The organism is Micromonospora sp. HK10 (assembly GCF_000982955.1).
Taxonomy (GTDB): Bacteria; Actinomycetota; Actinomycetes; order Mycobacteriales; family Micromonosporaceae; genus Micromonospora.
The window spans coordinates 18,465-31,117 of record NZ_KQ058858.1 but is presented as its reverse complement, the minus strand read 5'-3'; the positions used below and the strand labels follow the sequence as shown (position 1 = coordinate 31,117).

The following is a 12,653-nucleotide window of genomic DNA, read 5'->3' as shown; positions in this document are numbered from 1 at the left end:
ACCGCCACCGGGACCGCCGCGGAAGCCACCGCCGCCGCCACCGGGACGGCCCGCGCCGCCACCGCCGGGTCCACCACGACCGCCACCGGGGCCGCCGGGGCGACCCGTGGTGGGACGCTGGCTCGGCATGGAGGCCGGGCTGGGCCGCGGCGGCATGGAGGCCGGGCTCGGCCGCGGCGGCATGCCCGCCGGGCTGGGCCGCGGACCACCCGCACCGGCGGCCGGCGGCCGCTGCTGCTGGCCGCCCTGGATACCGAACGGGTTGTTGCCGGCGCCGCGCGCCGGCGGACGACCGCCCGGACGGGCACCCGGACCCGGGGTCGGGCCACCCGGACGACCGGCGGCCGGGGTACCCGGACGCGGCGGTGCCGCGTTCGGACCCGGACGCGGACCCGGGCGGGGACCGCCCTCGGCCGGGGGCTCCCGGCGGACGTTCTCCCGCTGCTGCTGGCGGGCGGCCTGCGCGGCCTTGACCGCGGCCTCCTGCTCAGCCTTCAGCGCGGCGGCGCGCGCCTCGGCGGCCGCCACCTCGATGTCGTGTGCGCTCGCCGGCTTGGCGACCGGAGTCGCCGGCTGCGGCGGGCCGGGGACCGGGCCCTTGGGCTTCGGTCCAGGGGTCGGCGCGGCCGGCCGCCGGGGCGGCATCGGCTTGGCCGAGACCCGGGGGGCGCCCGGGGTCGGGGACGGCGCCGAGGTCGGTGCCGGACTCGGGGCGGCCGCCGAGGGGGCGGCCGGCGCCGAGGTGCCTCCGGCGGACGCGACGAAAGCGCCACGCAGCCGCCGGGCGACGGGCGCCTCGACGGTGCTGGACGCTGACTTGACGAACTCGCCCATCTCCTTGAGTTTGGCGAGAACGGTCTTACTCTCGACCCCGAGCTCCTTGGCAAGCTCGTGTACGCGGGCCTTTCCTGCCACTGCACTCCTCACTCCGAGGTCGTGCGGGCAGTACCCGCAGCGACCTCACTCGTGCACTTGAAGCCTGGTCATTTCAGGGACTTCATCGTGTGCTCATGTCGGTCGTCCTACCCTGCTAGCGACCCTCGACCGGTCGGGTTGACCAGTCGTCGGGGTTTGCGCGTCAACGTGCTCCGCCAGCGCACCGTGGTCGAGGACCCCGGTGACCCGCAGCGCCCGCCCGAAGGCGCGGCGCCGCACCGCCTGCGCGAAGCAGGCCGGATCCGGATGCATGTTCGCTCCCCGACCCGGCAGTCTGCGGCCCGGATCGGGCCGGAGGCTGTAATGGTCAGCCTCGTCACCGATCGCGACGACCCGCAGCAACTCGCTGGCCGGCGCTCGCTTCCGGCAGCCCACACAGGTGCGCTCCGGTTGCGCGCGTCGTGCCACTGGAGGAAGTCTACCCCTAGCTGTTCGAGATCGCGCCGCCCGGCTCGGGTACGTGATCAGCTCCGCCCCGGCCGGCCGCGCCGGACTGCTCCGCATCGGAGCGGATGTCGATCCGCCAACCGGTCAACCGGGCCGCAAGCCGGGCGTTCTGCCCCTCCCGCCCGATCGCCAGCGAGAGCTGGAAGTCCGGGACGGTCACCCGCGCGGTCCGGCTGGCCAGGTCGACCACCTCGACCCGCAGCGCCTTGGCCGGCGAGAGCGCGTTGCCGACGAAGGTGGCCGGATCGTCCGACCAGTCGATGATGTCGATCTTCTCGCCGTGCAGTTCGCTCATCACCGCCCGCACCCGCTGGCCCATCGGGCCGATGCAGGCGCCCTTGGCGTTCACCCCGGAGGCGGTCGAACGCACCGCGATCTTCGTACGGTGACCTGCCTCACGGGCGATCGCGCCGATCTCCACGGTGCCGTCGGCGATCTCCGGCACCTCGAGGGCGAAGAGCTTCTTCACCAGCGCCGGGTGCGAACGGGACAACGTGATCTGCGGACCACGCATTCCCTTCGCCACGTGCACCACGACGCAGCGGATCCGCTCGCCGTGCGCGTACCGCTCGCCGGGGACTTGCTCGGACTGGGGCAGCACGCCCTCCAGCTTGCCCAGGTCGACGCTGACGATGCCCTTCTCGGCCCGCGCCTCGTGCGCCTGCACCACGCCGGTGACCAGGTCGCCGTCACGGCCCACGTACTCGCCGAAGTGCACCTCGTCGGTGGCCTCCCGCAGCCGCTGGAGGATCACCTGCTTCGCCGTCATGGCGGCGATCCGGCCGAAGTCGTGCGGGGTGTCGTCCCACTCCCGCACCACCGCGCCGTCGGCGTCCTGCTCCTGGGCGTACACCGAGGCGGCCCCGGTCTTGCGGTCGATCTCCACCCGGGCGTGCGGCTCGGCGCCCTCGGTGTGCCGGTAGGCGGTCAGCAACGCGGTCTCGATCGCCGCGAGGATCGTGTCGAACGGGATCTCCCGCTCGCGCTCCAGTGCGCGCAGCGCCGCGAGGTCGATGTTCACCTCTCCTCGTCCTCCACATCATCGTCGTCATCGATGTCGTCAGTGTCGTCGAACTCGTCGTCCGCCACCTCGTCGAGGCGGTGGAACTCCACCTGGACCCGGCCGGGCCCGAGTTCGGCGTACGGGTGTGCCACCCGGCCGGACTCCGTCTCCAGCACCACCTGCGTGTCGTCGGCCTCGGCCACCCGGCCGGTGAGCTGCCGGTCGCCGGTGGCCCGCTGCTCGGACCCGGCCGCCGCGCCACGCACGGTCACCTTGACCAGCCGGCCGACGTTGCGCCGCCAGTGCCGGGGCAGGGTGAGCGGCCGGTCCACGCCGGGCGAGCTGACCTCGAGCTGGTACTCGCCGGCGACCAGGTCGCCACCGGACTCCTCCGCGGCGTCCAGCGCGGCGGAGACGGCCCGGGAGACGTCGGCTACGGCGTCCAGGTTGATCCCGCCGTCGGCGTCCACGATCACCCGGACGACGTGCCGGCGGCCGGCGCGGGAGACGGAGAGGTCCTCCAGGTCGTAGCCGGCGGCGCTGACCACCGGCTCGATCACCTCGCGCAGCCGGGCCCGCCGGGCGGCCAGGTCGCCGCGGGGTGCGCCGGCCCGGTCCCCGGTACGGGGGCCGTCGGACCGGCGGGGGCGCCCGGCGGGCCCCGTCGGTCTGGTGGCACGGCCACGCTGCGTCATCTGGCGCACCTCTCTGCTGTTCCACGGGCCGCGGGGCCCGTCAGGTCTGTTCCGCGGCGGGCCCTTCGGCCCGTCAGGTCTGCTCCTTCGCGGGCCTCGCGGCCCGCCCGGTCTGCTCCCTCGCGGGCCTCGCGGCCTGCCCGGTCTGCTCAGTCGGCGGTCCGGACGGCCCGCCATGCCGGCACGCCACCGGGGCGGACGCGCCCGGTGGCTGCGCAGAGCGTAACGCGCGGCCGGGTCACCGGAGCCGGCGGCGCACCGACGCCACCGGCCCACGACCCGGCGCCGATGGTGTTGACTTGTCCGGTGGCGATGGGCAGGACGACACCGCAAAACGGTCTACCGGGGCATTCCCGGCGAAATCTGCTGCGCGGCGGCGCGCTGGTGGCGCTCGGCGCCGCCGTCGTACCGGTGACCGGCTGTGATCTTCTCGACCGCGGCGACGACGGCCCGCCCCCGCCGGACCCGCTGGAGCCGGTCGCGGCGGAGGCCGCCGCGCTCGAGGCCCGGTACCGGGCCGCCATCACCGCCGCCCCCGACCTGGCCGGGCGGCTCACCCCGATCGCCGACGCCCACCGGGCGCACGCCGAGGAACTGCGCCGGGTGATCGGCCGGCCGGCCCCGTCCGGCACCCCCGCGGTCGCCCCGAGCACCGCGGGCACCGATCCCGCCGCCCTGCTCAGCGCGCTCAGCGGGGCCGAACAGCAGGGCCGGAAGAACGCCGCGCAGGCCTGCGCGGCCGCGCCGGCCGACCGGGCCGCGCTGCTCGGCTCGATCGCCGCCGCCCGGGCCACCCACCTGGAGGCGCTGAAGTGACCGCCCGCACCACGCCCAGCCCCGGGCCGGCCCAGGCCCTCGCCGACGCGCTCGCCGCCGAGTACGCGGCCATCTGGGCATACGGAGTGATCGGCGTGCACCTCGCCGGGACCCAGCGCACCGCCGCCCGGGCCGCCGAGGCGGCGCACCGGGCCCGGCGGGACACCCTCGTCGTCCAGCTGAGCGAGGCCGGCGGCCAGGTCCCCGCCGACCGGGCCGGGTACGCGCTGCCGTACCCGGTGACGGACCGGGCGAGCGCGTTGCGGTTGGCCGTCGAGATCGAGCACCGGGCCGCGGGGCACTGGCGGGCGGCGCTGGCGCACACCACCGGCGCGGACCGCAACCGCGCGCTCGCCGCGCTCACCGACTGTGCCCTGCGGGCCACCCGGTGGCGGCGGGCGGCGGGCCTGACCCCGGTCACCGTCGCCTTCCCCGGCCGACCCGGCTGAGCGCGGCGCCGGTCACCCTGAGCGGAACTCCGGTTGCGCTCCGCATACCAGGTATGCATACTCCTGGCCATGTCGATCCGCCACGGTCTGCTCGCCCTGCTCGAGCGCGGCCAGATGTACGGCTACCAGCTCCGGGCCGCCTTCGAGGAGTCGACCGGCTCGACCTGGCCGTTGAACATCGGGCAGGTCTACACCACCCTGGCCCGGCTGGAACGCGACGGGCTGGTCCGTCCGCTGCCGGAGAGCGAGGCCGGGCAGCGGCCGTACCAGATCACCGACGCCGGGCGGGCGGACCTGGCACTCTGGTTCGCCACCCCGATCAGCCGCGGCGACCGCCCCCGCGACGAGCTGTCCATCAAGCTGGCCCTCGCGCTGACCACGCCCGGCGTGGACGTGCGTGCGGTCGTGCAGACCCAGCGCAGCGCGACCATCCGCGCGCTGCAGGAGTTGACCCGGTTGAAGTACGCCAGCGACAAGCCGGAGGACCTGCCCTGGCGGCTGGTGCTGGACGCGATGATCTTCCAGGCCGAGGCGGAGGTCCGCTGGCTCGACCACTGCGAGACCAGCCTGGTGCGCTTCCGGCCCGGGCCGAGCCGCCCGGCCGGCCACCCCGAGGCGGTGGACCGGACCGACGAGGCGGCCCGCCGGTGACCCGGCGGCCCCGGCGGCGGGAGGGACGCGGATGAGCGCGGTGCTGGAACTGCGGGACGTGCACCGGACCCACGGCAGCGGGGCGACCGCGGTGCACGCCCTGCGCGGGGTCGGCCTGAGCGTCTCGGCCGGCGAACTGGTCGCCGTGATGGGGCCCTCCGGCTCCGGCAAGTCCACCCTGCTGGCCCTGGCCGGCGGCCTGGACCGCCCGACCGGCGGCGACGTGCTGGTCGAGGGGGAGGCGCTGGGCGGGCTCGGCCCGCGCGAGCTGGCCCGGCTGCGCCGCCGCCGGATCGGCTACGTCTTCCAGGACCTCAACCTGATCGGCAGCCTCACCGCGGCGGAGAACGTGGCGCTACCGCTGGAACTCGACGGCACCGGCGTACGCGCCGCCCGCCGGCTGGCGCTGGCCGCGCTCGCGGAGGTCGGCCTGGACGGGCTCGGCGACCGGTTCCCCGACCAGCTCTCCGGCGGCCAGCAGCAGCGGGTGGCGATCGCCCGGGCCCTGGTCGGCGAGCGGCGCCTGGTCCTCGCCGACGAGCCCACCGGCGCCCTCGACTCCGAGTCCGGCGAGGCGGTGCTGCACCTGCTGCGCCGCCGGGTCGACGCCGGCGCGGCGGGCGTGCTGGTCACCCACGAGGCGCGGCACGCCGGCTGGGCCGACCGGGTGGTCTTCCTCCGCGACGGGGTACTGGTCGACTCGACGGCCCCGCTGGTCGGCGTCGAGCACCTGCTCAGCGGCAGCGGACGGTGAGCCGGCAGCGGCTGGCCGGCATGCTCGGCTCGTGGCGTACCGCGCTGCGGATCGCCCGCCGGGAGACCCGCCGGGCCCGCGGCCGCACCACCCTCGTGCTGGCCATGATCGCGCTGCCCGTGCTGGCGCTGAGCTTCGTCGCCGTGAGCTACGACATGGCCAAGCTCACCCGGGCCGAGCAACTCGACCGGCGGCTCGGCGCGGCCGACGCGGAACTGCGCTGGGTGGCGGCCAACCCGGTACGCCAGGACGCCTGGGGCGAGGGCTACGGCACCGCCGAGGGTGACGGCGATACGGTGCCGCGGACCCGGCCGGTGACCGCCGACGAGATCCGCTCGGTCCTGCCCGCCGGCAGCCAGGTCTCGCCGCTGCGCCGGTGGGTCCCGTTCGAGGTGCGCGTCAACGGCCGGATCATCGGCATCGACACCCGGGCCGTCGACCTGGACAACCCGATCACCCGCCCGCTGGCGGTGCTGCGCGACGGCCGGCGGCCGGGCGCCCCGGACGAGATCGCGGTCAGCCCGCGCCTGCAGCGCCGGCTCGACGTGCAGCTCGGCCACCGGGTGTGGACCACCGACGGCACCGGCTACACCGTGGTCGGAGTGGTGGAGTTCCCCGACAACCTGCGCGAGGTCGTCGCGCTCCGGCCGGAGCAGCCCGCCACCACCCCGCCCCGCGACGAGAGCTGGCTGGTCGACCTCCCCGGACCGGTCGACCAGGCGCTGGTCGACCGGCTGAACGCGCGCGGCATCGTGATCACCGCCCGGGCCCCGGTGCCCGGGCGGGACCCGGTCTACACCGGCCCGGGGCTGCCCGACGCCGAGCAGGCCGGCACCGCCGTCCTGGTGGGCGGGTTGGGGCTGCTCGAGGTGGTCCTGCTGGTCGGACCGGCCTTCGCGGTGGCGGTACGCCGGCGCCGCCGGGACCTCGCCCTGGTGGCGGTGGCCGGCGGCGACGCCGCACACCTGCGCCGGATCGTGCTCGCCGACGGGGTGGTGCTCGGCGCCGGCGGGGCGGCGCTCGGACTGCTGATCGGGGTCGGCGGGGCGCTCGCCGGCCGCCCGCTGGTCGAGCAGTACCTGGTTCAGCAGCGGTTCGCCGGGTACCGGATCTTCCCGGCGGCGCTGGCCGCGATCGCCGCGGTGGCGGTGCTGGCCGGGGTGCTGGCCGCGCTCGCGCCGGCCTGGACGGCGGCCCGGCAGGACGTGGTGGCCGGCCTCGCGGGCCGCCGGGAGCCACCCCGCCACCGGCTGCGCTGGCTGGTGCTCGGCGTGCTGCTCACCATCGCCGGCGCCGCAATCGCCGCGCTCGGCGGCGGGAACAGCACCCCGTCCGTGGTGCTGACCGGGCTGATCCTCGGTGAGCTGGGCCTGGTCTGCTGCACCCCGACGCTGGTCGGGCTGCTGGCCCGGCTGGGCCGGCTACTGCCCCTGACGCCCCGGCTCGCGCTGCGCGACGCCAGCCGTAACCGGTCCTCGGCCGCCCCGGCCATCTCGGCGGTGATGGCGGCGGTGGCCGGCAGCGTCGCCCTCGGCGTCTACCTGGCCAGCGACGATGCCCGCAGCCAGGCCGCCTGGCAGCCCGGGCTGCCGCCCGGCAACGTGGTGCTGATCCGCGACGACCTGCCCGGCACCGGGCCACTGCCGGCCGTCGACGTGGTCGCGCAGCGGGTCCAGGCCGTGCTGCCGGGCGCCCCGGTCGTGCCGCTCGCCGCCCCCGGCTGCGCCCGCTCCGCCGGCCCGGACGACTACTGCGCGGTCAACACCGTGCTGCCGCCCGAGCACAGCTGCCCCTACGACCTGTGGGAGCAGGCCGGTCCCGGGCGCGAACGGGCCCGCGCCGATCCCCGGTGCGTCCAGCCGTACCGGGAGCCGAGCGACATCGGCCTGACCGCCGTGGTCGACGACGGCGCCACCCTGACGGCGCTCACCGGCGCCCCGCCCGACGAGGTGGCCGCCGCCACCCGGACGTTGCGGGCCGGCGGGGTCGTGGTCACCGACCCCCGGCGGGTGGTGGACGGCCAGGTGACCGTCGAGGTCAGCCGTGGTTCCGGCGCCCCCACGGTCAGCCGGGCGCTGCCCGGGTACGCGCTGCACGGCGGACTCCCCATCGAGCGGCTCATCCTCTCCCCCGCCGCGGCGGCCACGCTCGGCCTGGTCGGGGACCCGCTCGGCTACCTGGTCGACCCGGACCGCCCACCCACCGACCAGGAGCGGGACCGGCTCGCGGCCGAACTGTCCGAGGTGGCCCCGCTCACGGTGCAGGTGTCCACCGCGGCGCCGCCGTCCAACCAGCGCCCGCTGCTGATCCTGCTGGCCGCCGCCTCCGGTGTGATCACCCTGGGCGCGGCCGGCGTGGCCACCGGCCTGGCCGCCGCCGAGGGCCGCCGGGACCTGTCCACGCTCGCCGCGGTCGGCGCCGATCCCCGGGTACGCCGGCTGCTCTCGCTCTGCCAGGCCGGGGTCATCGCGGTACTCGGATCGGCGCTCGGCATCGCCGCCGGCCTCGGCTCGGTGGCCATCATCCTGCTCTCCCTCAACCGGCAGTACGCCCGACTCTGGCCGGCACCGGAGCCGTACCCGCTGGTGGTGCCAGGGCTGACCCTGGTGGTGCTGGTGGTGGTGCCGCTGGTGGCCATGCTCGGGGCGGGCCTGCTCACCCGGTCCCGGCTGCCGATCGAGCGCCGCCTGGACTGAGCCGGCCGGGGGACTGCCGCGCGGGCCGCGCCGCCCGCGGGGACTGTCGCGCGGGTCGCGCCGCCGGCGGAGACTGTCGCGCGGGCCGCGCGAGCCGCGCGGCCAGCGGGGACTGTCGCGCGGGCCGTCCGGCCGGCACACTGGTCGGGTGTCCGCCCTGGGAACCCTCACCCGCCGCCTCGGCCACCAGAAGTGGTTCGGTGCCACCATGCGCCTGCTCGTCCCCGCCGACCGGCTCGTCGGCCGGTTGACGAAGGGCCGGGTGGTCGCGTTCGGTCTGGTGCCGTCGCTGGTCCTGACCACCACCGGCCGCCGCTCCGGCAAGCCACGCAGCAACCCCCTGCTCTACGTGCCGGACGGCGACGCGTACGTGGTGATCGGCTCGAACTGGGGGCAGCAGCACCAGCCCGCCTGGTCGCTGAACCTACTCGCCCAGCCGGCCGCCGAGATCGACGTCCGGGGCCGCCGGATCCCGGTCCGCGCGGAGCAGATCAGCGGCGAGGAACGGGAACGGCTCTTCGCCCGGCTGGTCAACGAGTGGCCGGCGTACCGCACCTACGTGGAACGGGCCGGTGGCCGGGAGATCCGGGTGTTCCGCCTGGTCCCGACCGACGGCCCGGCGCCCTCGGCCTGACCGGATCACCGCCGGACCACCAACGGGCGTCGACGCGACGCCGCTACGGCCGGGCCCTCAGCGGCCGGGCGCGACGGCGGACCGGCGGCGGCCAGGCGCGGCGGAAGGCCAGCGGCGGCCAGGCGCGGCGGAGGGCAGGCGGCGGCTGGGCGCGGCGGAGGGCAGGCGGCGGCCGGGCGCGGCGGAGGGCCGGCGGCGGACCGTCGGCGGACCGGCGGCGGCCAGGCGCGGCAGAGGGCTGGTGGCGGCCGGGCGCGGCGGAGGGCCGGCGGCCCGGAGCCTGGTTAGGGTGGTGGCGGTCGATGCGGGCCGGCGGATCGGAGGTGGGCCGTGGACGCCAGGGACGCCGAACTGGAGACCGACCGGCATCTGGACGACCCCCGGTGGCGAGTCGCCGAGCGGGTCACCGAGGCGGCGCTGCGCCGGTTCGCGGCCGACCTACTCGCCGTGGCGGTGCACGGCCCACTGGCCCACGGCGACGACGACGGCGGCGGTGACGGCGAGGTGGGGCTGCTGCTGGTCACCTACCGTGCGGGCGGCGGGCCGGCGCCGGCCACCCGGCGGGTGGACGGGGTGCTGGTCGACCTCACCGTGGCCGCCGCCGACGACTACCTGCGGCAGGCCCGCGCCATCACCCCGCGCTGGCCGCTGGCCGCCGACCGGTACGTCACCACCCGTGCGCTCCACGACCCGACCGGCTGGCTGCGCACCCTGCGCGACGAGCACCTGGCCCGGCTGGCCCGGGCCCGGCCGGCCGAGTTCACCGCCGCCGCCCGGCAGGCCTGGTACCGCGGCAGCGCGGCGCACGCCCGCGCGCTCCGGCTCGCCGAGTGGTACGAGACCGACCAGGCGCTGCTCATGCTCGGCGAGGCGCGGCTGGCCGCGGCCACCGTGCAGGGATTGTTCAGCCGCACCTACTTCCGTGACCCGGGCGACGCGGTCCGGCGGACCGGGCTGGCCGGGGCGGACATGACCGAGGTCGGCGCGGTGCTGGCCCGGCAGGCCGAGGAGTTGACCGCCCGGGGTCACCCGGTCGACGGCACCGTCACCGACCTCCTCACCACCTGACCCCCAGCCCACCAACCCGCCCAGCCCGACCGCCCAGCCCAGCCCGGCCAGCCCCGACCCGCCCAGCCCGACCGCCAGCCCAGCCGGCCCGACCCGACCGGCCCGACCCGCCCAGCCCGACCCGGCCAGCCCAGCCGGCCCGACCCGACCGGCCAGCCCAGCCCGACCCGCCCAGCCCGGGCCTGCCCGGGTTGCGGCAAGTCGTGGCTTCGCCGGCCCCGCCCGCCCCCGACTGCGGCAAACCGGGCCTTCACCAGCCGCCGAGGCCCCCATATGCCGCACTGGGTGACTCGTGTGAGGGGGTCGCGGGGCTGGCAGACCGCCGAGAGGCCACTTCGCCGCGAACGGGTGGGTCACCCGACAGATCCCCGCCCCGCCGGGCACTGAAGCACCCAGTCGCCGCAACCCGGGTCGGGCACAGGCCGGATCGCGGCCGCGGCCGGACATCGAAGGGCCGTCTCGCCGCAACCCGAGTGGATCATCCGACCGGTCCCGGCACGGCCGGGTGGTGTGGCGTCAGCCGATTCCGCCCTGGATGCCGATCAGGGTGCCCACGAGGTAGGTCGCGCCGGCGGCGAGGGCGCCGAGCAGGAGCTGCCGCAGGCCGCCCGACCACCAGGCCCGGTTGGTGAAGCGGGCGACGATCGCGCCGGCCACGAAGAGCCCCACTCCGCCGATGGCGAGCGCGAGCCAGAGGTTGGTGAAGCCGACCAGGTAACTCAGCAGGGGCACCAGGGCCCCGATGGAGAAGCAGAGGAACGACGAGATCGCCGCCGCCCACGGGCTGGGCTGCTCGTCCGGGTCGACGCCCAACTCCTCCCGGACGTGCACCCGCAGCGCCTCCTCCGGGTTGCGCCGGACCGCCTCGGCTACCTGGGTGGCGAGATCCCGGGGCAGGCCGCGGGCCACCCAGGCGTCGGCCAACTCGCGGGCCTCGGCCTCCGGGTGGCGTTCCAGCTCGCGCCGCTCCTTGGCCACCTCGGCGGCCACCTGCTCGTTGGCCGACCGGACGCTGGTGTACTCGCCCAGGCCCATCGAGATGGCGCCGGCGACCAGGCCGGCGGTGCCGGTCAGCACGACGCTGCGCGGCGATACCCCGCCGCCGCCCACACCGGCGATCAGGGCGATGTTGGTGACCAGGCCGTCCATCGCGCCGAACACGGCCGGCCGCAGCCAGCCGCCCGACACGTCCGCGTGGTGCGCCTCGCGCAGCGCCGCCGGGGTCTCGGTCACGGCAGGGTCAGGATCTCGTAGCCGTCGTCGGTCACGACGATGGTGTGCTCGAACTGTGCCGTCCACCGGCGGTCCTTGGTGACCACCGTCCAGCCGTCCTCCCACATGTCGTACTGGTGGGTGCCCAACGTGATCATCGGCTCGATGGTGAACGTCATGCCCGGCTCCATCAGGTCGGTGGGGCGCGGGCTGTCGTAGTGCGGCACGTACAGGCCGCTGTGGAAGGACTCGCCGATGCCGTGGCCGGTGAAGTCGCGGACCACGCCGTAGCCGAACCGCTTGGCGTACGACTCGATGACCCGCCCGATCACGTTGATCTGCCGGCCCGGGGCGACCGCCTTGATGCCGCGCATCATGGCCTCGTGGGTCCGCTCGACGAGCAGCCGGGCCTCCTCGCTCACCTCGCCCACGCAGAAGGTCGCGTCGGTGTCCCCGTGCACGCCGTTCAGGTACGCGGTGACGTCCACGTTGATGATGTCGCCGTCCTCGAGCACCGTCGAGTCCGGGATGCCGTGGCAGATCACCTCGTTGAGGCTGGTGCAGCAGGACTTCGGGAAGCCCTTGTAGCCCAACGTCGACGGGTACGCGCCGTTGTCGCAGAGGAACTCGTGCACCACCTTGTCGATCTCGTCGGTGGTCACCCCGGGCTTGCAGTGCTCGCCCGCCAGCCGGGTGGCCTGGGCGGCGAGCTTGCCCGCGAGCCGCATCTTCTCGATGGTCTCCGGCGTCTGTACGTGCGAGCCGCGCCACTCCTGCGGGCGCTTCTTGCCCACGTACTCGGGGCGCGGGATGTGGGCGGGGACCGCTCGCCACGGGGAGAGCGTGCCAGGGGTCAGCGGCGCACGGACGGTCATGGCTCCAGCCTATCGCCGCGGGCCCGGGTGACCCCGGCCACGGGCGGCCCGGCGGGGTTGTTGCCGCCCCGCAACCACTGTGCCATTGTTGCTGCGTGGATCAAGAGGCCGCACCGCCCGTCTTCTCCGCGACGGCGGAGCTCGACGGTGACCGGCTCCGGGTCGTGGTGGTGGGTGAGGTCGACATGGCCAGCGCCGACACCATGCTCCGGACCGTCCTCGGTGAGCCGGCCACGCACGTCACGCTCGACCTGCACGGGGTCACCTTCTTCGATTCGGCCGCCATCCACGCGGTGGTCCGGCTGGCGCAGCGGCTCCCCGGCACGCTGACCGTGCTGCCGTCCCGTCAGGTCCGGCGGGTGCTCGACGTCGCCGGGCTCGGCGAGCAGGACTGGCTGGCCGACGACTGACCCACCC

The 12,653-nt window shown here is 76.1% G+C and carries 14 protein-coding genes; 8 read left to right on the top strand and 6 right to left on the bottom strand.

What is annotated here, in order from left to right; all coding sequences use genetic code 11:
* The 4 genes from LQ51_RS22595 to rimP all read right to left on the bottom strand — a co-directional run.
* Positions 1–915 (bottom strand): translation initiation factor IF-2 N-terminal domain-containing protein (locus LQ51_RS22595; RefSeq protein ID WP_197087875.1); only part of this gene is annotated, 915 nt, incomplete at its 3' end.
* Positions 916–1,008: 93 nt separating this feature from the next.
* Entirely contained in the window at positions 1,009–1,344 is a 336-nt protein-coding gene (locus LQ51_RS32270) for a YlxR family protein (RefSeq protein ID WP_082159592.1), read from the bottom strand.
* Positions 1,345–1,360: 16 nt separating this feature from the next.
* A complete protein-coding gene (nusA, locus tag LQ51_RS22590) occupies positions 1,361–2,404 on the bottom strand; it encodes a transcription termination factor NusA (protein ID WP_046568849.1) in 1,044 nt (347 codons plus the stop codon).
* The gene (rimP, locus tag LQ51_RS22585; RefSeq protein ID WP_046568862.1) at positions 2,401–3,081 is read right to left on the bottom strand and encodes a ribosome maturation factor RimP; all 681 of its coding nucleotides are present in this window, start codon (positions 3,079–3,081) and stop codon (positions 2,401–2,403) included. Before rimP ends, nusA begins: the two co-directional genes overlap by 4 nt.
* Positions 3,082–3,393: 312 nt before the next feature.
* Between rimP and LQ51_RS22580 the strand changes: the two genes are divergently transcribed.
* The 7 genes from LQ51_RS22580 to LQ51_RS22550 all read left to right on the top strand — a co-directional run bounded on the left by LQ51_RS22580 (position 3,394) and on the right by LQ51_RS22550 (position 10,149).
* The gene (locus LQ51_RS22580) at positions 3,394–3,897 is read left to right on the top strand and encodes a hypothetical protein (protein ID WP_231605834.1); all 504 of its coding nucleotides are present in this window, start codon (positions 3,394–3,396) and stop codon (positions 3,895–3,897) included.
* Entirely contained in the window at positions 3,894–4,346 is a 453-nt protein-coding gene (locus LQ51_RS22575) for a ferritin-like domain-containing protein (RefSeq protein ID WP_046568847.1), read from the top strand. The genes LQ51_RS22580 and LQ51_RS22575 overlap by 4 nt, the downstream gene beginning before the upstream one ends.
* Positions 4,347–4,415: 69 nt before the next feature.
* A complete protein-coding gene (locus LQ51_RS22570) occupies positions 4,416–4,997 on the top strand; it encodes a PadR family transcriptional regulator (protein WP_046568845.1) in 582 nt (193 codons plus the stop codon).
* A gap of 31 nt (positions 4,998–5,028) precedes the next feature.
* Positions 5,029–5,751: an ABC transporter ATP-binding protein gene (locus tag LQ51_RS22565; RefSeq protein WP_046568843.1), complete on the top strand. Its 723-nt coding sequence runs from the start codon at positions 5,029–5,031 to the stop codon at positions 5,749–5,751.
* Entirely contained in the window at positions 5,748–8,447 is a 2,700-nt protein-coding gene (locus LQ51_RS22560) for an FtsX-like permease family protein (RefSeq protein ID WP_046568842.1), read from the top strand. Before LQ51_RS22565 ends, LQ51_RS22560 begins: the two co-directional genes overlap by 4 nt.
* Positions 8,448–8,595: 148 nt before the next feature.
* Positions 8,596–9,081, top strand: coding sequence for a nitroreductase family deazaflavin-dependent oxidoreductase (locus tag LQ51_RS22555; protein ID WP_046568839.1), 486 nt, complete (start codon positions 8,596–8,598; stop codon positions 9,079–9,081).
* Between the two features lie 330 nt (positions 9,082–9,411).
* Positions 9,412–10,149 (top strand): hypothetical protein, encoded by a 738-nt coding sequence (locus LQ51_RS22550; protein ID WP_082159591.1) that lies wholly within the window; start codon positions 9,412–9,414, stop codon positions 10,147–10,149.
* Positions 10,150–10,665: 516 nt separating this feature from the next.
* Here the strand turns inward: LQ51_RS22550 and LQ51_RS22545 are convergent.
* Together LQ51_RS22545 and map are read right to left on the bottom strand one after the other, a co-directional pair.
* Positions 10,666–11,382, bottom strand: a complete 717-nt coding sequence (locus tag LQ51_RS22545; protein ID WP_046568837.1) for a VIT1/CCC1 transporter family protein — start codon at positions 11,380–11,382, stop codon at positions 10,666–10,668.
* Entirely contained in the window at positions 11,379–12,236 is an 858-nt protein-coding gene (map, locus tag LQ51_RS22540; RefSeq protein ID WP_046568835.1) for a type I methionyl aminopeptidase, read from the bottom strand. Before map ends, LQ51_RS22545 begins: the two co-directional genes overlap by 4 nt.
* 95 nt (positions 12,237–12,331) lie before the next feature.
* Between map and LQ51_RS22535 the strand changes: the two genes are divergently transcribed.
* Positions 12,332–12,646 carry an STAS domain-containing protein gene (locus LQ51_RS22535; protein WP_046568834.1) on the top strand — a complete coding sequence of 105 codons (315 nt, stop codon included), beginning with the start codon at positions 12,332–12,334 and terminating at the stop codon, positions 12,644–12,646.
* The last annotated feature ends 7 nt before the right edge of the window (positions 12,647–12,653 follow it).

What these genes read in the sequence shown, in the direction of transcription:
- map (WP_046568835.1), bottom strand. Translation starts at nt 12,236, where the DNA reads ATGACCGTCCGTGCGCCGCTGACCCCTGGCACGCTCTCCCCGTGGCGA.
- LQ51_RS22580 (WP_231605834.1), top strand. Translation starts at nt 3,394, where the DNA reads ATGGGCAGGACGACACCGCAAAACGGTCTACCGGGGCATTCCCGGCGA.
- LQ51_RS22565 (WP_046568843.1), top strand. Translation starts at nt 5,029, where the DNA reads ATGAGCGCGGTGCTGGAACTGCGGGACGTGCACCGGACCCACGGCAGC.
- rimP (WP_046568862.1), bottom strand. Translation starts at nt 3,081, where the DNA reads ATGACGCAGCGTGGCCGTGCCACCAGACCGACGGGGCCCGCCGGGCGC.
- LQ51_RS22570 (WP_046568845.1), top strand. Translation starts at nt 4,416, where the DNA reads ATGTCGATCCGCCACGGTCTGCTCGCCCTGCTCGAGCGCGGCCAGATG.